We start from the raw sequence: 18,696 nt of genomic DNA, 5'->3' as shown, positions 1-18,696 counted from the left end.
GAGTCAGACTATACGAGATAAGTTGGATAGTCAAAAGGGAAAGAGCCCAGACCTCCAGCTAAGGTCCCAAAGTACGTGTTAAGTGGAAAAGGATGTGGGATCTCAAAGACAACCAGGATGTTGGCTCAGAAGCAGCCACACATTCAAAGAGTGCGTAATAGCTCACTGGTCGAGAGGTCCTGCGCCGAAAATGTCCGGGGCTGAAACACGACACCGAAGCTGAGGAATCACATAGTGATTGGTAGAGGAGCATTGCATGCGGGATGAAGCAGTACCGTAAGGAGCTGTGGACTGCATGGAAGAGAGAATGCCGGAATGAGTAGCGAGAACAAGGTGGGAATCCTTGTGGCCGAATATCTAAGGTTTCCAGGGTAAAGCTGATCTGCCCTGGGTAAGTCGGGGCCTAAGGCGAGGGCGAGAGCCGTAGCCGATGGACAACAGGTTGAGATTCCTGTACTGCGATATAACAGAACTGTGGGGACACGTGTGGAGAGCACATCCCGGGAATGGAATCCCGGGGCAAGCGAGGTAGGAGTCACATAGGAAAATCCGTGTGGCGATCCGAAGACGTGATGCGGACCGAACTAAAGTAGGGAAGTGTGTGAGCCATGCGTCAAGAAAAGCCGCTATTGTTTATACCGTACCCGTACCGTAAACCGACACAGGTGGATGAGGAGAGAATCCTAAGGCCGACGGAAGAAGCATTGCCAAGGAACTCGGCAAAATGACCCCGTAACTTCGGGAGAAGGGGTGCCAGGGAGACCTGGCCGCAGAGAATAGGCTCAAGCAACTGTTTAGCAAAAACACAGGTCTATGCGAAACCGAAAGGTGAGGTATATGGGCTGACGCCTGCCCGGTGCTGGAAGGTTAAGAGGAGATGTCAGGAAACGAAGCATTGAATTTAAGCCCCAGTAAACGGCGGCCGTAACTATAACGGTCCTAAGGTAGCGAAATTCCTTGTCGGGTAAGTTCCGACCCGCACGAAAGGCGTAATGATTTGAGCGCTGTCTCGGCAATGCATCCGGTGAAATTGAAGTACCAGTGAAGATGCTGGTTACCTGCGCCAGGACGGAAAGACCCCATGGAGCTTTACTCCAGTTTGGTACTGGGGTCCGGTATTGCATGTACAGGATAGGTGGGAGGCTGAGAAGGCATGACGCCAGTTGTGCCGGAGCCAATGTTGGGATACCACCCTTGCAGTATTGGGCTTCTAACCAGCCGCCGTGACCCGGCGGTGGGACAATGCCAGGCGGGGAGTTTGACTGGGGCGGTCGCCTCCGAAAGAGTATCGGAGGCGCCCAAAGGTTCCCTCAGAATGGTTGGAAACCATTCGCAGAGTGCAAAGGCAGAAGGGAGCTTGACTGCGACACCGACGGGTGGAGCAGGTACGAAAGTAGGGCTTAGTGATCCGGTGGTATTAAGTGGGAATGCCATCGCTCAACGGATAAAAGCTACCCTGGGGATAACAGGCTTATCACTCCCAAGAGTTCACATCGACGGAGTGGTTTGGCACCTCGATGTCGGCTCATCGCATCCTGGGGCTGTAGTAGGTCCCAAGGGTTGGGCTGTTCGCCCATTAAAGCGGTACGCGAGCTGGGTTCAGAACGTCGTGAGACAGTTCGGTCCCTATCCGGCGTGGGCGTAGGATATTTGAGAGGAGCTGTCCTTAGTACGAGAGGACCGGGATGGACGGGCCGCTGGTGTATCTGTTGCACTGCCAAGTGCATAGCAGAGTAGCCAAGCCTGGAAGGGATAAACGCTGAAGGCATCTAAGCGTGAAGCCCCCCTCAAGATGAGATATCCCATTCATAAAGAAGTAAGACCCCTTGAAGACGACGAGGTGGATAGGGCAGAGGTGGAAGTGCAGCAATGTATGGAGCTGACTGCTACTAATCGGTCGAGGGCTTGACCTAAGCACGAAAGTGCGAACGGCGGGTAAGAGAAAAGGTTTTTGTGTTTTGTATATGCGGTTTTGAAGGTACATTTCAAAAAATAGATTTTTTTTGAAAAAAGTCTTGAAAGAAAAAAGATTTTATGTATAATAATAGGTAGTATATAGGGGATTAGTTCAATGGTAGAGCACCGGTCTCCAAAACCGTCGATGGGGGTTCGAATCCCTCATCCCCTGTTGATGATAAAGTGGCAAGTTTAGTATAATCTAAACTTGCCACTTTGTTTTATATTTAAAATCCATTTCCAATGAGAGAAGGAGAAGTGTATGATTTATCAGTTTGATAAAGAGAGGTTTGCGTATATCGTTCACCTAGTGAGTAGAGAGTGGGATAATATTGAAATAGATTGTCAGCTATTGCCTGACAAATTTTATTTTTCAACATACTTATACCATCGGAATTGAAACATTAGAGGGATATCGGAGAAAAGGATATTGCCAAATCCCTACAGAGGCGTTTATCTCTGAGCTGCTGCAGAATGTGGAAATCGAATTCTGTCCATATCTGTTGGAATCCCTTTCTTCACAGTTTCCCACCTGCCATTTCTAAACACTTCATACTGTTTAAACGCGCAGGGAACCCTCTGTGCTGAATTCATATCCTTATCATCCATAAGCTGAAAATGCATATGAGGAAAAAAGGAATTTCCGGAATGTCCGATTTTACCCAAAACATCTCCCCTCTTAACCTTTTGGCCTGCAATAACTTTGATGGAGCCGCATTGAAGATGGGCGAAAGCCGCATACACGTGTTCGTTACATTTTATGATAATATGATTCCCGGCTATGGACTGTATATCATCTTTCCGGGGATTATAAAAATGTGAACTTCTGACAGCAACAAACATATCTGAAATAAGATGTGCTCTGGATCTTTCCCTATGATTATCTTTTGCGTCAACAACTGTTCCATCACAGGGGGCGTAGATATTTTCTCCCCAACAATAGCATTTTTGCAGCGGAACACCAAAAAGTAAATAGTTAAGCCAATGCGTTTGATAACTGGGATGACCTCTTCGTTTCCAGTCGACTTGTAAAAAGTCATAGGCGTACCGTGTTCCGAACCGATTTGTCCCGTGGCTTGGAATCCGTGCTCCGGGGGTGTTGGGAGAGAACCATTCACCTCTCAGTGGGAAGTCCATGATCACAGGTGTGTATTGCTCATTCATTTTGTACCTCCGTAAATTTGGCGGTTTTCTTTTCCGGCCAAGGCTTTAAGCTGCAGATTTACAAATTATCTGACGCATAAAATATCTTGCGCAGTTCTGCAAAGTAATGATCAAGTTTATGTATGACAGTTTCTCCGTCAACATGAGGGAACGCATTGTTTCTAATCTCCTCTAAGATTTTATCTGTAAATCCAACGTTGGACCAGAAGATAAACTGTTTACATGTATTTATCTCCAATCCTTTTCTGAACAGGCTTTCATCTATATCATCAAATAGCTTAGGATAGCAGTCTGCATGTTCCTGTTTTCTCTTATCTTGCAGCTTCTTTTTTACCTCCTCGGAATTTGTATGGCGTGATAGTTTATTAACATTTAAAATCCAGGGATATTCTTCTGTTAGCTTGAGCTGTAGAAAATATGACTGCTGTAGTCTGGCAAAAATATATCTCTCGTTAAAGTCCATTTGTTCAAAATACTCCCTCCTGATCAAATCGGTAAAATAATCATAAACTACGAAAAAGAGCTATTGCTTACTGCTGACATAGTGGAACATGAGAGCTTTCGAGATTCCGGCCTCCTTAGCTATGATATTTGTTGAAGCTTTGTCATAACCTTGTGATGAAAATTCTTTTAGCGCTGCATTTAGTATAGCGTCTCTTTTTTGAGGGACCAGCTAGTTTTACGGGCATTGCTATCTCCTTTTTAATATCAAAAATTTACCTATTAGGTTAATATTTATTGTAACTATATTTACCTAAAAGGTCAATATAGAAAAAAGCCAATATATAGAGCATAAGACCACGGGGAAGCAAACCAATAGATTTTGGTGAATAATGCTTGTATGGCTACTGTTCCTATAGCCACTATCCTGCGGGATGTTATCATGCACCCAGCAGGAAAATTCGTAGGACTGCCAGCCCGGCATGAAGCAGATTTCCATGTCTGCGCATCACGAAGCCTGTTGCTGAGAACAGTAACCCAGTATTTTATGCAGTGGACCATGATTGCTGATCATGCAGGGATTCCGTTTCTTTTTGATTGTTTCTTACAGAAAAAAATGTATCATATCTTTAAGTGAAAGTATCGGTGCCACAGAAAAGGAGTCTAGACGCGGAGATACAATGCCGGATTGGGATAATACCTATCAGGTAGGGGAGCAAGTTCAGATAAGATATATAAAAACAGAAAATGGATATTGCGGATACATCCTGAGAGAAGAGGAGAGCAGTCTATGAAGAAATATGGATATAAGTTTATTGAAATACCACTGGTTACGGATGAGACGGAAAGGTCCGGGTGTGTGCAGACCCAGCAGCCGCCGGTGTCAGCCCCCCGGCTGTTCAGATTTGAACAGCCGGAGGGCTGACTTATGTTTTATTCGTTGCATAAACCAGCCAGAACTTCCTCCAGTGATTTGCCGGATTCCATTACTGCTCTATATAAAGCCTCTTTTTTGTCTTCCGTGATTTTCTGCTCAATCTCTTTTTTCTTGCGGCGTAATTCTTTTAAAGTTTCTTCATATGTGGCGATTTCCCCGATAACTGCCTGCAGTTGTTCATCCAGTGTCCTCGTCTCTTTTTTGCGTCCTCTCGCCATGTTGTAATCCTCCTCATACATAAAATAATTTCAATAACTAGTATAACATTTAAAATTAGGAATTTCCACTATTTTGTATTACATAATCACGAATATTTCTATAATGATGTTACACTTCACATCCACTCCCCTTTAGTGCAGTTTTCTCCGGGGAAACGCCTCCAGGGCAGAAAACTGTGAACAGCAGTGTTATGGTCACGGTGCAGCCGTATCTATAAGGAATCTGGCTTTAAATGTAATTTACAGTATCATGATTCATTCCAGAAACGAAACCCACATCAAGCCGTCATTTTTTGTGTATTATTTCCGAAATTCAAGAGATATTATCTGCAATTACTGCCAATTGACTTTATTTAAGCAGAGTGGTATTCTAAATATAAAAGAATGGTTCTGTAAGTATGCTTAAAATAATCAGCAGTTTACAGCGTAAAAGTAAAAAGGAGGATTTTTAAATGAAAAGAGAGAGGAAATTCAAATTTTCTATGCCCCATGCCTACGTGATCATGATGACAATGGTTCTTATCAGTGCCATACTGACCTGGGTTTTACCGGCAGGACAGTTTGACAGGGCGGTGGACCCGGCTTTGGGGAGAGAACTGGTAGTAGCGGGGAGTTATCATGCGGTGGATGCCAATCCTATAGGCCCCTGGGCTTTTTGCATGAGTATCTTTCAGGGGTTTGTGAATGCAGCGGATATTATATTTTTTCTGCTTTTCGCCTGTGGGTACGTTACTTTGCTTATGAGTACCGGAACATTGAATGCTCTGGTCGGTTCTATACTGAGGAAGATCAAGGACAAGGATTATTTCCTGATTCCCATATTCTTTACTCTTTTTGCTCTTGGGGGAACTACATTTGGCATGAATGAGGAGGCCTGGGGACTGATCCCGGCGTTTGTCGCTATTGCGATCACACTGGGATATGACAGGATAGTAGGGGCTTCCATCGTGATTCTGGGAACCGGTGTTGGCTTTGCCGCGGCAGTCCTTAACCCCTTTACGGTTGGCCTGGGAAGCAGTATTGCAGGAATTCCAAGTGTTGGAGGCAAAATCACCACATTCCGGATCGTGGCATTTGTCTGTTTTGTGACTGTAACTATAATCTACATAATGCACTATGCAAAAAAGATAAAAAAAGACCCCACAAAGAGTTATCTCTACGGCGTACCGGAGCCCACAGTCACTGCCAGCCGAGATGAGGTTATGCAGATGCCTTTTACAGGCAGACAGAAGCTCACGTTAGTGGGATTTGGAATTATTATCATGACCATCGCGGTGGGAGTTGCAAAGTTTGGTTTTTATCTGCAGCAGCTTGCAGCAGTATTTTTTATCGGAATGGTGATAACCGGCCTTATCAATAAAATGGGACCTAGTAAAATTGCAGATTCCTTTGTGGAATCCTCAAAATCCATGGTATTCACGGTTCTTATGATTGGTTTTGCCCGCTCGATCGAAGTGGTGATGAGTTCAGGTAATATTATTGACACAGCAGTTTTGTATTTATCTAATATAGTAAAAGGATTCCCCTCCGGACTTTCCGCATTTGCCATGCTGCTGGCGCAGAACCTGATCAACTTCTTTGTTCCATCAGGAACCGGGCAGGCTGTAGTGACCGTACCTATTATGGCGCCCCTTGCCGATGTGGTCGGACTGAGCCGTGAGATCGCTGTTATAGCTTATCAGTTTGGGGATGGATTTTCTAAAATGTTCTGGCCTACAGGATGCGCTATGATGTGCGGTGTTATGGGGATTGGTATGAATAAGTGGTACAAATTTATCTGGAAATTATTTTTAATGTGGATCGCGATGGAAGTTATCCTGATCATGGGAGCTGTAATGGTGGGTATATAAGGAGAGGAAGAAAATGACAGAGGCAAAAGAAAGATTATGCAGAAGAATTGCAGAGAAGGAGAAGACTTACTCTGATATCAGCCGGAAAATATGGGAATATGCAGAACTGGGATTTCATGAATACCGATCAGCAAAATTACTGCAGGATACGCTGGAAGCGGAGGGGTTTCAGGTGGAAACAGGGCTGGCGGGAATTCCCACAGCCTTTAAGGGAACCTTTGGCACCGGCGGACCGGTGGTTGCCATTTTGGGGGAATTCGATGCGCTTCCTGGGCTTAGCCAGAAGCCGGGGAGAGATACGCAGGAAAAGAGAGAGGAGACAGACTGCGGTCATGGATGTGGCCATAATCTGCTGGGCACCGGTTCCCTTGCGGCGGCAGTTGCCGTTAAGGCTTACCTGGAGGAGAGCAGAGGAGCAGGAACCATTATCTACTTTGGCTGCCCGGGGGAAGAGAAAGGTTCGGGTAAAACTTTTATGGCACGGGAGGGCTGCTTTGAAGGCCTTGATGCGGTGTTCTGCTGGCATCCCTGGGACGTGAACGGGCTTTTTTCATCCAGTTCGCTGGCGGATATCTGCGCTGCTTTTATTTTCCACGGCAAAGCGTCTCACGCCTCCGCGTCTCCCCATCTGGGAAGAAGTGCCCTGGACGCAGTGGAGCTTATGAATGTGGGATGTAATTTTTTAAGGGAGCATGTGATCCCGGAGGCCAGAATTCACTACGCGATCACCAACGCAGGAGGAAGCGCGGCAAATGTGGTACAGGAGACTGCATCTGTCTATTACGAAGCCAGAGCTCCGCGGCTTCGCCAGTCTTTTGAAATATTTGAAAGGATCTGCGAAGTGGCACGGGGAGCAGCTATCATGACAGGTACCTCCTATAAGGTGGTGCGGGGGGATGGATTCAGCGACTATATCCCCAATAAGGTCCTTGGAAACGTATTGATGGAGAATTTTCGGGAGGCAGGAGCGCCGGATTTTGACACCCATGATTACGCGTTGGCTGAGAAAATCCAGAGTACATTTTCGGAGGAAATCATGCAGGAAGCTGTGACGGCGGTGGAAGATCAGCACGGGGAGAATGCGGCTGCAGAGATGGAGGGTAAAGTGCTGGCAGATGCAGTTTTTCCCATAAATCCCCTGAAAACGGTCATGCCGGGAAGTACAGATGTGGGGGACGTGAGCTATCAGGCGCCCACAGGGCAGATCCTTACAGCCTGCAAAGCTTTTGGAACTCCTGGGCATTCCTGGCAGGAGGTCAGTCAGTCAGGGTCTTCCATAGGGATAAAGGGTATGATCACTGCGGCAAAGGTTATGGGGATGTCAGCTATTGATGTTTTTCAGAATCCTCGGATAGCTGAGGAGGCAAAGAAAGAGTTCCTCAAAGCAGTGAAAGGTGGCTATCATTGTCCGATTCCAGAAGAGATAAAGCCGGATTTATAAAAATAATAAGACAGCAGGGCAAAACAGCAGCCGTTCCGGATAAACCGGTAAGGCTGCTGTTTTTTCTATCAAAGAGAACATGCGGATGGATCAGTATTTCAGATTGATCTGATATATGTTGATGGGCCTCCCTTTATTTCCGGAACGTCTCATGCCCACAACTTCCGCGTATCCGTCCTTCTGCAGGGCAGCCAGAAATTTATTGGCCGCTCTGGCGGAGATATTAAGGTGATGCATCAATTCCTGGGAGGTAAGTTTATTGGTGCCCTCCTGTTTCATGACACGGATGATCCTGACAATGGTCTCTGAGGAAAGGCTCACCTTGTCCGCAATGTCATGGATGTAATCGCCTGACACTTTCATTCCGGCCGGGACCAGGCCTATCTGCAGGACTGTGAGCTGATCATTTTCGTCGATCAGGTAGCTGCCGTCCTCCTGCTGGCTGCCGTTTCTGGAATAATGACTGGCATCAATGGCATTTACTCTGGCCTGATAAAAGGTGCGGCCAATGCCGTATCCCACAGAGCCTCTGAAAGAAGGCAGGCTGTGGAGCAGGTCCAGGATCTGACATTTTTGAAATTCCCCTGTGATCTCTTTTATGATACTGTGATCACCGTAAAGTTCAAAATCCCGGTACGTGTTTTTTATGATAAGGCGGTTCAGATATTTCCGGTTCAGTTCCACGATCATTTTATTGATCTCCAGACGGGTGGTTTCATATGACATTTCATCCTGTACAGGCATATTTTCCATATTAATATGTATGACTGCAGGAAGATGGTTCTTCATGCTTTTTATGGAAATGCTTTTTTTCATACTGTTCAGAATATCGCTTATCATGTTCTCGTCAGGATACACATAAATGCAGGGGATAGAGGTGTCACTCAGATTTTCGATCACGCTGTAAAAATAAGTGATGACCATATCCAGTTTGTCCTGTGCTGCCAGCTCCCTGTATTTTTCGGAGAGGGCAGCCTCTCTCTCATCCAGATCCACATTGGATGAATACGCTATCCACTCATCCTCAAATTCTCGGATGCGCTGGGCAAACCGATTGCTCTCCAAGAGCTCTTTTAAGGTGTGGCCGTCCTGAAGGAAATCCATGCCGATTCGGGACAATTTCAGTTGTTCATTCAAAACAATCTGCTGAAGCAGAATACGGTAGGTGTTCTCCACACTGATATGAAAATAGTCAACAACAGCATCGGCAGCCTGCTCCCCAAGGGAGTATATGGCTTTCATGGGGGCAATACCGCTGACCAGAAATCCTTCAAAGTTGTTTTTGTTTTGCAGAAATATTGTTTTGAGTTCCTCCAAGGTATCATAAGTAAAACATTCTACAAAGATATCTTCGCTGATGCCGGGCAGGCGATGATTAAAATGTTGGTAGTAGTGCTGTTTCAGCAGCAGTGCGACTCGGTATCCCATAAGTTATCCCCTTCTGTTCATAGCGATCATAAGACTCCGGTATTTATCTATTGTTTGGCTGTAAAGCGATGATAGATATACTGGTTTGCCTCAATCTCCTGGCTGTCATCGAGGGGAGCCAGCTCCGCTTTTCCGTATTTGCGTTCCAGAGCGTTTGCGATCAGATGATCGCAGATATGCGGATTTTTGGGAAGAAGGGGGCCGTGGAGATAGGTGCCCACAACATTTTTGTAAAGCACACCCTCTGCCTTGTCCTCTCCGTTGTTGCCGCTTCCATAGAGGACTTTTCCGAAAGGCTCATTGTCCCCGATATAGGTGCGGCCTCCGTGATTTTCAAAGCCCACAATGGGAAGGCTGAATTTATCATTCTCCAGTACAATGTTGTCGATCAGGCGGGGGCTGCCCTGTTCTGTGTATAAGTCAACAAGGGAAAGGCCTTCAATGCGTCCGTCATCTGTGTTATAATAATGACCAAGAAGCTGATAACCGCCGCAGACGGCAATCACCACACCGTTGTCCTCCACATAATCTCTGAAATCCTTCTGAATGCTGCGCAGCCTGTCACAGACCAGCATTTGTTCCCTGTCAGATCCTCCGCCCAGAAGCACAATGTCAAGAGCAGAAAAATCAATACGGTCTTCAAGCTGGTATTCTATGGTCTCAGCATCAATGCCTCTCCACTGGCAGCGCTTCCTCATGCACTGGATATTTCCCCTGTCCCCATACAGGTTCAGCAGGTCCGGATATAAATGTCCGATGGTGATCTTCATCATTTTCTGCCCTCCATTTTCTTCAAAATATTATGGGTGGTATACAGGCCGGTGTAGTTTACCAGCAGATACAGATTTTTGGTTCCGCTTTGGATTCGGGTCTGGATAGCCTTCTCTATATCAGGCTCCAGAGAGGAGGGAATATCCACGTATTTCAGCCGCAGGCGCATATCCTGGCAGCGGATGCCGCTGACGGTTATGGATGCGGCATTGGCGTCCTTCAGCTTGTCAAAATCCACATCCCAGAGCCAGGATACATCCGTGCCGTCCTGGCTGTTGTCATTGATCAGGATTATGATATCCTTGGGGGAAGTGTCAGTCATGACCGCTCCGATATTCTGGTTAAAACCTGCCGGGTTTTTAGCCAGGTTCAGCATAACTTTCGTACCGCTGATTTCAAAAAGTTCATTTCTTCCGAACTGAGGCGTGTAGTCACCCAGAATCCTGTTAAAACGGTCAAGGGGAATACCCGCCAGGGAGGCAGCGCCGTAGACTGCCAGTATATTATATATATTGTAAAAACCACGGTAATTGGCTTTTATATGAAAATGGCCTACATCAAAGGACAGACCCTCCGACATATCAATATGGCTGCCGTCAAATTCTGGTGTAGGACGGGCAAAACCGCATTTGGGACAGAAATAATCCCCCAGTTGGCTGTAATGGTAGAATTTGTATTCCATTTTTTCTCCGCAGCGTTTGCAGAAACGGCCTTCCCGGATCTCCCGGGAATCCTGTTCTTTGTACACCTGTTCACTGATGCCGTAAGTGGTGTACGGATTGTCATTGTCCATGGCGAGAAAGGTGGACAGAGAGTCATCCCCGTTGACTAAAAGCTTCATATCAGGTGCCATTTTCATGGCCCGGGACAGAAGGTTCATAGTGGTGTCTATCTCCCCGTAGCGGTCTAACTGGTCACGGAACAGATTAGTCAGGACCATATAGTCCGGTTTGAAGTGGGGAAATACACGGACCGTGGAAGCCTCGTCAATCTCGATACAGGCATAATCCGCATCCAGATGGCCGTTTGTCCGGGCATTCAGGACAAAGGCGGAAACCACACCGTTCAGCATGTTGGAGCCGGTGCGGTTGCAGACAACCCTGCAGCCGTTTGCTTCCAGAACAGAGGCCAACAGATTGTTGGTAGTCGTCTTGCCATTGGTGCCGCAGACTACAAAAATGTCTTTTCTGACTTCACAGGCCAGTTCTTTTAAAATGGGCGGATAGATGGAGAGTGCTATTTTTCCGGCCAGAGTCACACCCTGTCTGCCGGTGATCTGACAGGCTGTCTTAATGAGTTTGGCGCTCCATACAGCAAAAAGTCTTTTTATATTCATATACTAAAGTTCCTTTGTTTTTATTTGCGGTTTTTTCAGCCGCAGTCAGGGTTTCCAGATTCCCCATTTATTATACATAAAGTGGGGAAAGAGTACAAGCGGCATTCTGCATTGAGAAAAAAATCCCCGGCACATCCCGGCCGGGGTAAGACTAATCTTCCAGAAGCCCCATCTCTTTTGCTTTTTTAATAATATTTTCCAGGATTTTGTCCTCATACCTGTCACAGCTTTCAAGGAACTGTTTCTTGTCGTATTCTGATGAATGTTTTGGCTCTTCATGATTTGTCATAAAATATTCCCCCATTTCATTCTTTTGTTTTAAATATACTCAATATTTTGAGTATAGTCAAGAGATTGAGTATGATACTATTCAATAAATGTGTTGGATAGGAGAAGTGTTTATGATTAGTTATAAACCGTTTTACGAGACACTGTTCCGGAGAGATTTGACGGAGTATCAATTGATTCACACTCATGGTATATCAGCCAATACCCTGCACAGGATGAAAAAGGGTGAAGCCATAACCACAAAAACCATTGATGTGCTCTGTGATATTCTAAATTGTGATGTTCAGGATATTATAATTCATATCTGATAGCTCAGATCTGAGACGACACTGGACAGTGTATGAGGAACAGCAAAACGAGGGGGAAAGGAAAAAGAGAAGCACAGCTGTCATGGCGTGTTTCTCTTTTTATGTTTTATTTTACCAGCATGTATGCTGCAACAGCCAGGATCACCTGGATGATCAGGAAACGGACAACAACCTGAGTATCTGACCAGCCGCATTTTTTTCTCACGTGGTCATGAATAGGGGTTCTTGTATTTTTCAGGATCGAGATTTTTAAAAATCTTTTCAGGAAGAGTTTTACAAGTCCCAGGCCGCCGTCAATGATCAGTACACCTGCCAGAAGAAGGTAGATGACCGGATGATGGGATTTGATAGCGATCACTGCAATATAAAAGCCCAGTGCCCGGGAGCCTGCGTCTCCCATCAGCATACTGCTGGGGGAGGAATTAAAGTACAGATATGCCAGCAGGACAGCAGCAAAAAGGAAATTGGCGATCACGTAAGTTCCCAGAGTTTCTTTAAAAATCAGGCCAAAGGACAGCATCACGATCACACAGAGACTGGCACACAGCCCGTCCACACCATCGGTACAGTTTGTTACATTGATGGAGACCCAGAAGAGGATAATGCCCAGTATGGCAAAGACTACTTTTGGTATTTCCAGCTCCGTAAAACCAAGAGAGATGGTGGTACTGTTAAAATTCAGGAAAGTGAGAACAGCCACAGCGGAGATGATGAGGTCGATCAGACCTTTTTTGTATTCATTCCACGGCGTCTCTGCAGCATCGTCCAGGTATCCGCTCAGCATAATACAGAAAAGCAGTATGGCGTAGACGATATACTCTTTGTCAAGAGGCATAAAGAGAACCGTGCCGATGATAAAACAGATGACAAACGTGAGCCCAACGCCTCTTGTCTTACCTTTTGAGAGCGCGCCGTTTAAGGCGAAATCCCGTCCCTGGTCACTGGGGAGAAAGGAAAAGGGATGTTTCAGGGCAAAAAATGTGATGAGAAAGGTAATGATGATTCCCAGCATTACAATCTGTTTTGTATCTAAATATTGATTCAGTAAATGGTACATAAGATTTCTTTTGCTTTACAGCAATCCTCCTTCTTTGTTTTGAACACTTTTAGTATACCACATCCGGAAATGCGGGGAAACGGTATTTTGCAGGAATTATCATGGAATAGAAAAAAATACACCGGTCCCGGCAAATTAAGCCTGTCAGCGCATATGATGGTAAAAGAGGCAGTATATGGGGAGGGGAAATGGAGACTATAATGGAATATGTAAAACCTGAGCTTCTTGTGGTGGCCATAGTGCTCTATTTTGTGGGCATGGCGCTGAAACAGTCCCAGGCAGTAAAAGATAAGTATATCCCTCTGATTCTGGGAGCGGCAGGAATCCTTATATGCGCGGTATGGGTACTCGCAGTCTGTGATGTCCATTCTCCGCAGACAGCCGCAAAGGCAGTGTTTACTGCTGTTACCCAGGGGATTTTGGTAGCGGGGCTGAGTACCTATATCAATCAGATCATGAAACAGTCAGCGAAAAATGAATGAAGACAGAAAAACCGGCTGTGCGGCGCAGAAGATCCTGCGTTTCACAGCCGGCTTTTGAAGCAGCGCATCTCAGGGGCGGAACATGGATTCCACATACTCCCGCATTTCGTGGCGGGAGTTTACCTGTCTGGCTTTGTCTACCAGAGGCTTCTGTTCAGATTTGGGAAGCTGGGCAAAATGATTCAGGATATCTGAATGCTGTGCCAGTTCCATGGTGAAGCCGATGGGAAGTTCTTCGTTGTCGATCATCAGAATTCACCTCGCTTCCTGTCAGCCTTCTCCGCCAGGGCCGTCTTTGCGCGGCACTTCGTCGGGGATCACGTCTGTGGCGTTTGACTCCCTGGGCAGGTCGATCTCAGGAATGTTTCCGTCATCATAGTCGTTTTCGTAAGGTTTTTCTTTTAACATGGCAGTATCCTCACTTATTCTGCTTATATTGGGCGGCAGCAGTTGCCTGCGCTGCAGAATTAGTATGCGGAGAAAAATCTTTTTTATTCCTTGTGACACTTTTCGACACTTTCGTGCGTCTAATATATGGTTGATCCATTCCCAGCAGAATTCTGTGACAGGATAGAATATGAAGAAAATATTTCACATACACTAAAAGGAACAGAAAGTATGACAAAAGCTTTAATTTTTTTTTAGGATTCATTTATATTTATCCGGTTGTAGAATTTTGTGTTATAATAGACAAGTATTCGCGTTTATGTCGAATATAGGCGGCTGCAGCATGGAAAATGAAGCGTAGAAGGCTGCAGTACCCACAGAAATGTAATATCGGGGAGCAAATTAGATGAAGAAAAAAACACAGCAAAAGAAATTGCAGCAGGCAGAAGAACAGGCGAAAGCTGCTGTCCGGCAAGGGGAGGCAGAACAGACACAGCCTAAGTCAGAGATGGAAGCCAAAATTGATTCTGCCATGGAGAAGATCATACAGGATACCATCGGTAGCCAGGCGGAAGCCGCTGCTTACCAGGAGCCGGATAAAAAAACTATAAAGATGCAGAAAAAAGCAGCCAAAAAAGAGATGAGGGCTGAGGAAAAGAAGGGTAAAAAGACCGGGATCAAAATTGCACTGGGCATCACAGGTGCTGTGGTCATACTGGCTGCTGCCGGCTATGGCGCAGGCGCTTATTATTATAAAGACAAATTCTTTAAGGGAACAACCGTAAACCATATAGCCTGCGGGAATTTGACTGTGGAGCAGGCAGAAGATTTGATTCGGAAAAAAGTTGAGGATTATTCCATTCAGGTGCAGTTCAGAAATGACCAGACAAGAGAAATCAAAGGACAGGACATTGGTTATGCCTATGTCAGCGACGGAAGTGTGCAGAAGCTTTTAGATGAGCAGAATCCCTTTACATGGATAAAAGGATATTTCAGGGACACCGATCATGAGGCTGAGGAGAACATCCAGTATGACAAGGAGGCACTGAAAGCCCAGCTTCAGTCTTTTGACTGTATGCAGGCCGCCAGCATGGAAGCTCCAACAGATGCGTACATTGCTTTCCAGGAAAACCAGTTTGTCATTGTGGATGAGACGGCAGGCACCACCGTACAGGAGGACATTATCCTCTCCGCTCTTGAGCAGGCTGTGGCCGGCAGTGAGGAATCGGTTTCCGCTGAGGAGGCAGGTTCCTATGCAGCTCCGGCTGTCACAAAGGAGGACCCCACACTGAATCACCAGAGGGATGTGTGGAATTCCTGCGCAGCCGTAACGATCACCTATACCTTCGGAGATAAGACAGAAGTGCTGGACGGCATGACCGTGAAAGAGTGGATGACCTACGACGAGAACGGCAATTATGTGGAAGACCCTGCAACACTGGAGGCCAGAGTGACGGAGTTTGTGGCCTGGCTGGCGGATAACTATGATACCGTGGGCAGAGACAGAACCATAACAAGCACAGCCACAGGGGAACCGATCACCGTTTCTGGCGGCAATTACGGGTTCCAGATAAACCAGTTAAAGGAAAAGGCCCAGCTTTTGGAGGACATTGCCAGCCACGCAGTGACGGTCCGTGAGCCTGTGTATTCCAAGGCGGGTGTGGCATACGGGGAAAATGATATCGGCGGAACCTATGTGGAGATTGACCTGACAAGCCAGCACCTGTGGTTTTATAAGGATGGAGCACTGCTTATGGATACGGATCTTGTATCCGGTACTTATGTCATGAGAGACAGAAGGACACCGGGAGGTGTGTATTCTCTTATGTATAAACAAAGAAACCAGGTGCTCAGAGGACGGAAACTGGAGGACGGCACTTATGAGTATGAGCAGCCTGTAAAATACTGGATGCCTTTTAACGGCGGCATTGGTCTGCATGATGCCAACTGGAGATACAGCTTCGGTGGATCCATCTACCGCACCAGCGGCTCTCATGGATGTATCAACCTGCCGACCGCTGCAGCTACAACTATATACGAAAATATAGAGGCGGGATGTCCGGTAGTATGTTTCTACAGAGAGTAACAAGCAGTTGGTTCATTGCCTTTCGGCTTCATAGCAACAAAAGCATGTACACAGACTGCAAGAACCGCAGTCTGGCGCGTAGCTGCCTTGGTATTGCCTTGCAAATGCAAGGCAATACCTGGCGGGACAGTGGAAGGTTGAACTGTTACGGAAACATTACAACAAGTGACATTTATGCTTGCATGGCACAGGGGAATGTGCTAAGATATAAGAAGAGACAGGAGACAAGAGGATAAAGCCGTATTATGGCTTTATTGTCTTGTCTTTTTAAAATCAAATAGTTTACTAGTTTACAGTACGGAAATGGAGTGTCTCATGAAACAACAGGATATTTTAGAACAATTTGAGGACTGCCCTGTGGTGGCAGCCATCAAGGATGAACAGGGACTTAACAGGTGTCTGAGTTCCGACATCAGAATCGTCTTTGTGCTCTATGGGGATATCTGCAGTATCGGTGATATTGTGGGGCGCCTGAAAAAGGGCGGCAAGACCGTTCTGGTACATATTGACCTCATAGGTGGTCTGAGCAGCAGAGAGGTCGCCGTGGACTTTTTGAAAAACACCACAGAGACGGACGGAGTGATCTCTACCAAGCCTGCCATTATCAAACAGGCAAAGGAGCTGGGACTGTTTGCGGTTATGCGCTTTTTCGTCATTGATTCCATTGCCTTTGAGAGTATCCGAAGACAGACAGAGAGTGTGCATCCGGATATGATAGAAGTGCTTCCAGGTGTTATGCCCAAGATTATTTCGAGAATCTGTATACACAGCAGAACACCTGTCATTGCAGGGGGACTGATCGCGGATAAGGAGGATATCATGGCAGCACTGAGTGCAGGAGCCGTATCCATATCCACCACGAACCAGAAAGTCTGGTTCATGTAAATAGAATAGATAACGCTGGAGAACAGAGACAAAGCGGAGGACACATGTCAGAAGCATGTGTATTCGCCTTGTCTCTTTTTTGTGCAATGGGTGAAAAAGATACGGCCGAAAGCGGCTGTGTTTTGGCCTGAGAATCCGGTTCGCCGGAACTTTCTAAAAAAACAGGAGGAATGAGAAAATGAAATATGATGTGATAATTATCGGAGCTGGAGTTGTGGGAAGCTCTGTGGCAAGGGAGTTGTCCAGATATAGCCTGAAGACAGCCGTACTGGAACGGGAGGAGGATGTCTGCTGCGGTACTTCCAAGGCCAACAGTGCAATTGTCCATGCAGGTTTTGATGCGGAACCAGGCTCCATGAAGGCCAGGATGAATGTGAGAGGCAGTAAAATGATGAAAGCTCTGTCAAAGGAATTGGATTTTCCATACAGGCAGAATGGTTCTTTAGTCCTTTGCTTTGATGAGCATGATATCCCGAAGCTGGAGGCATTGAAAACGCGCGGGGAGGAGAATGGGGTGGAAGGCTTAAGGATTGTGAGAGGAGAAGAAATCCACAAACTGGAGCCAAACATTTCCCACCAGGTCAAAGCCCTGTTATATGCCCCCACCGGCGGGATCGTATGTCCTTTTAAACTGACTATCGCCATGGCGGAGAATGCCTGTGTGAACGGTGTGGATTTCTTTTTGGATACAGAGGTAAAGGCAGTCAGAAAGCTGGAAAAAGGCGGTTACGAAATTGAGACAGACCGGGAATACTACGAGGCAGCGTGTGTCATCAATGCAGCAGGTGTATATGCTGATGTTTTCAACAATATGGTGAGCAGCCAAAAGCTCTCTATCACTCCAAGAAAAGGGGAATACTGCCTGCTGGATAAAAAAGCAGGAGATTTTGTATCCCACACAGTGTTCCAGCTTCCAACAAAGATGGGAAAAGGGGTCCTCATCACCCCCACAGTGCACGGCAACCTGCTTGTAGGCCCCACGGCGGATGACATGGAGGACAAAGAGGGAATCCAGACAACCGCTGGGGGACTTGAAAAAGTGGCATCTCTGGCACGTGTCAGTGCTGCGGATGTTCCCCTGCATATGGTGATCACGTCCTTTGCAGGTCTTCGGGCTACAGAAAAAAATGAGGATTTTGTTCTGGGTGAAGCTAAGGATGCGGAAGGCTTTTTCAATGCGGCCGGGATTGAGTCACCGGGCCTGTCAAGTGCTCCTGCCATAGGGGAATACCTGGCACAGATGACAGCAGAGTATCTCCATGCAAAAAAGAAGGAGGATTTTATCGGCACAAGAGAGGATATTCTAAGCGTGGCGCAGGCCTCTCCGGAAGAAATGGCAAAGCTGATCCAAAAAGACCCGGCTTACGGCAACGTCATCTGCCGCTGTGAGACTGTGACGGAGGGTGAGATCATAAATGCCATAAGACGTCCTTTGGGAGCCAGGTCTTTAGATGGTGTGAAGCGGAGAACAAGGGCAGGAATGGGCAGATGCCAGTCAGGCTTCTGCGCGCCCAGAACCATGGAAATACTGGCCAGAGAGCTGCATGTGGACCCACTCAGCCTTACGAAGGCAGGCAAAGGGTCAAAGCTTCTTACAGGTGTTCTAAAAGACGGGGAAGCAGGAGAAAATAAGACAGTTTAAACGGGGAAAGAGAGGAAAG

The 18,696-nt window shown here is 46.5% G+C and carries 20 protein-coding genes, 1 tRNA gene and 1 rRNA gene (1 of these 22 cut by a window edge); 11 read left to right on the top strand and 11 right to left on the bottom strand.

Features of this window, described 5'->3' with window-relative positions; translation table 11 throughout:
* The 3 genes from A4V09_RS11095 to A4V09_RS26795 form a co-directional block, all read left to right on the top strand.
* Positions 1-1,913: ribosomal RNA gene (locus A4V09_RS11095) — 23S ribosomal RNA — on the top strand; it begins 971 nt to the left of the window's first position.
* Between the two features lie 144 nt (positions 1,914-2,057).
* A tRNA-Trp gene (locus A4V09_RS11090) sits at positions 2,058-2,128 on the top strand.
* Positions 2,129-2,297: 169 nt separating this feature from the next.
* Positions 2,298-2,501, top strand: coding sequence for a GNAT family N-acetyltransferase (locus A4V09_RS26795; RefSeq protein ID WP_157123561.1), 204 nt, complete (start codon positions 2,298-2,300; stop codon positions 2,499-2,501).
* Here the strand turns inward: A4V09_RS26795 and A4V09_RS11085 are convergent.
* The 3 genes from A4V09_RS11085 to A4V09_RS26790 are packed head-to-tail and all read right to left on the bottom strand — an operon-like array spanning position 2,410 to position 3,769.
* Positions 2,410-3,120, bottom strand: coding sequence for a peptidoglycan DD-metalloendopeptidase family protein (locus A4V09_RS11085; protein WP_065542401.1), 711 nt, complete (start codon positions 3,118-3,120; stop codon positions 2,410-2,412). The two genes, A4V09_RS26795 and A4V09_RS11085, sit on opposite strands and share 92 nt — an antisense overlap.
* A 58-nt stretch (positions 3,121-3,178) precedes the next feature.
* Positions 3,179-3,583, bottom strand: coding sequence for a hypothetical protein (locus tag A4V09_RS11080; protein WP_084043538.1), 405 nt, complete (start codon positions 3,581-3,583; stop codon positions 3,179-3,181).
* 60 nt (positions 3,584-3,643) lie between these two features.
* Entirely contained in the window at positions 3,644-3,769 is a 126-nt protein-coding gene (locus A4V09_RS26790; RefSeq protein ID WP_369858438.1) for a TetR/AcrR family transcriptional regulator, read from the bottom strand.
* 582 nt (positions 3,770-4,351) lie between these two features.
* Between A4V09_RS26790 and A4V09_RS25755 the strand changes: the two genes are divergently transcribed.
* Positions 4,352-4,486: a hypothetical protein gene (locus A4V09_RS25755; RefSeq protein ID WP_274537200.1), complete on the top strand. Its 135-nt coding sequence runs from the start codon at positions 4,352-4,354 to the stop codon at positions 4,484-4,486.
* An 8-nt stretch (positions 4,487-4,494) separates the two neighbouring features.
* Here A4V09_RS25755 and A4V09_RS11065 read toward each other — a convergent pair whose 3' ends face one another.
* Complete coding sequence (locus A4V09_RS11065) at positions 4,495-4,716, bottom strand: flagellar export protein FliJ (RefSeq protein ID WP_065542399.1); 222 nt, start codon at positions 4,714-4,716, stop codon at positions 4,495-4,497.
* A gap of 452 nt (positions 4,717-5,168) precedes the next feature.
* On the opposite strand from A4V09_RS11065, the gene A4V09_RS11060 reads away from it, so the two are divergent.
* Together A4V09_RS11060 and A4V09_RS11055 are read left to right on the top strand one after the other, a co-directional pair.
* Positions 5,169-6,566: a YfcC family protein gene (locus tag A4V09_RS11060; RefSeq protein ID WP_065542398.1), complete on the top strand. Its 1,398-nt coding sequence runs from the start codon at positions 5,169-5,171 to the stop codon at positions 6,564-6,566.
* Positions 6,567-6,579: 13 nt separating this feature from the next.
* Positions 6,580-8,007, top strand: coding sequence for an amidohydrolase (locus tag A4V09_RS11055; RefSeq protein WP_065542397.1), 1,428 nt, complete (start codon positions 6,580-6,582; stop codon positions 8,005-8,007).
* Positions 8,008-8,097: 90 nt separating this feature from the next.
* On the opposite strand, the gene A4V09_RS11050 is transcribed toward A4V09_RS11055, so the two are convergent.
* From A4V09_RS11050 to A4V09_RS24395, 4 genes are all read right to left on the bottom strand, one after another.
* The gene (locus A4V09_RS11050) at positions 8,098-9,435 is read right to left on the bottom strand and encodes a helix-turn-helix domain-containing protein (RefSeq protein WP_065542396.1); all 1,338 of its coding nucleotides are present in this window, start codon (positions 9,433-9,435) and stop codon (positions 8,098-8,100) included.
* Between the two features lie 47 nt (positions 9,436-9,482).
* Positions 9,483-10,205 carry a type 1 glutamine amidotransferase gene (locus A4V09_RS11045; RefSeq protein ID WP_065544741.1) on the bottom strand — a complete coding sequence of 241 codons (723 nt, stop codon included), beginning with the start codon at positions 10,203-10,205 and terminating at the stop codon, positions 9,483-9,485.
* The gene (locus A4V09_RS11040) at positions 10,205-11,542 is read right to left on the bottom strand and encodes a MurT ligase domain-containing protein (RefSeq protein ID WP_065542395.1); all 1,338 of its coding nucleotides are present in this window, start codon (positions 11,540-11,542) and stop codon (positions 10,205-10,207) included. Before A4V09_RS11040 ends, A4V09_RS11045 begins: the two co-directional genes overlap by 1 nt.
* A 151-nt stretch (positions 11,543-11,693) precedes the next feature.
* Positions 11,694-11,831 carry a hypothetical protein gene (locus A4V09_RS24395; protein WP_157123494.1) on the bottom strand — a complete coding sequence of 46 codons (138 nt, stop codon included), beginning with the start codon at positions 11,829-11,831 and terminating at the stop codon, positions 11,694-11,696.
* Positions 11,832-11,943: 112 nt separating this feature from the next.
* Between A4V09_RS24395 and A4V09_RS11035 the strand changes: the two genes are divergently transcribed.
* Positions 11,944-12,138: a helix-turn-helix domain-containing protein gene (locus A4V09_RS11035; protein WP_065542394.1), complete on the top strand. Its 195-nt coding sequence runs from the start codon at positions 11,944-11,946 to the stop codon at positions 12,136-12,138.
* Between the two features lie 106 nt (positions 12,139-12,244).
* Here the strand turns inward: A4V09_RS11035 and A4V09_RS11030 are convergent, their stop codons facing one another.
* Positions 12,245-13,195, bottom strand: a complete 951-nt coding sequence (locus A4V09_RS11030) for an MraY family glycosyltransferase (protein WP_065542393.1) — start codon at positions 13,193-13,195, stop codon at positions 12,245-12,247.
* A gap of 188 nt (positions 13,196-13,383) precedes the next feature.
* On the opposite strand from A4V09_RS11030, the gene A4V09_RS11025 reads away from it, so the two are divergent.
* Complete coding sequence (locus tag A4V09_RS11025; RefSeq protein WP_065542392.1) at positions 13,384-13,677, top strand: phage holin family protein; 294 nt, start codon at positions 13,384-13,386, stop codon at positions 13,675-13,677.
* Positions 13,678-13,746: 69 nt separating this feature from the next.
* On the opposite strand, the gene A4V09_RS11020 is transcribed toward A4V09_RS11025, so the two are convergent.
* Together A4V09_RS11020 and A4V09_RS24910 are read right to left on the bottom strand one after the other, a co-directional pair.
* On the bottom strand, positions 13,747-13,926 hold the full coding sequence (locus A4V09_RS11020) for an HMG-box domain-containing protein (protein ID WP_065542391.1): 180 nt from the start codon (positions 13,924-13,926) through the stop codon (positions 13,747-13,749).
* Between the two features lie 21 nt (positions 13,927-13,947).
* Positions 13,948-14,085 carry a hypothetical protein gene (locus A4V09_RS24910; RefSeq protein WP_167388472.1) on the bottom strand — a complete coding sequence of 46 codons (138 nt, stop codon included), beginning with the start codon at positions 14,083-14,085 and terminating at the stop codon, positions 13,948-13,950.
* 385 nt (positions 14,086-14,470) lie between these two features.
* Between A4V09_RS24910 and A4V09_RS11010 the strand changes: the two genes are divergently transcribed.
* The 3 genes from A4V09_RS11010 (at position 14,471) to A4V09_RS11000 (ending at position 18,677) form a co-directional block, all read left to right on the top strand.
* Entirely contained in the window at positions 14,471-16,150 is a 1,680-nt protein-coding gene (locus A4V09_RS11010; protein ID WP_084043536.1) for a L,D-transpeptidase family protein, read from the top strand.
* 315 nt (positions 16,151-16,465) lie between these two features.
* Positions 16,466-17,035 carry a glycerol-3-phosphate responsive antiterminator gene (locus tag A4V09_RS11005; RefSeq protein ID WP_065542389.1) on the top strand — a complete coding sequence of 190 codons (570 nt, stop codon included), beginning with the start codon at positions 16,466-16,468 and terminating at the stop codon, positions 17,033-17,035.
* 178 nt (positions 17,036-17,213) lie between these two features.
* Positions 17,214-18,677, top strand: coding sequence for an NAD(P)/FAD-dependent oxidoreductase (locus A4V09_RS11000; protein WP_065542388.1), 1,464 nt, complete (start codon positions 17,214-17,216; stop codon positions 18,675-18,677).
* Positions 18,678-18,696 lie beyond the last annotated feature (19 nt).

The organism is Blautia pseudococcoides, from assembly GCF_001689125.2.
Taxonomy (GTDB): domain Bacteria; phylum Bacillota; class Clostridia; order Lachnospirales; family Lachnospiraceae; genus Blautia; species Blautia pseudococcoides.
The sequence above is the reverse complement of the archived record's forward strand: the minus strand, read 5'-3'. Positions and strand labels throughout refer to the sequence as shown.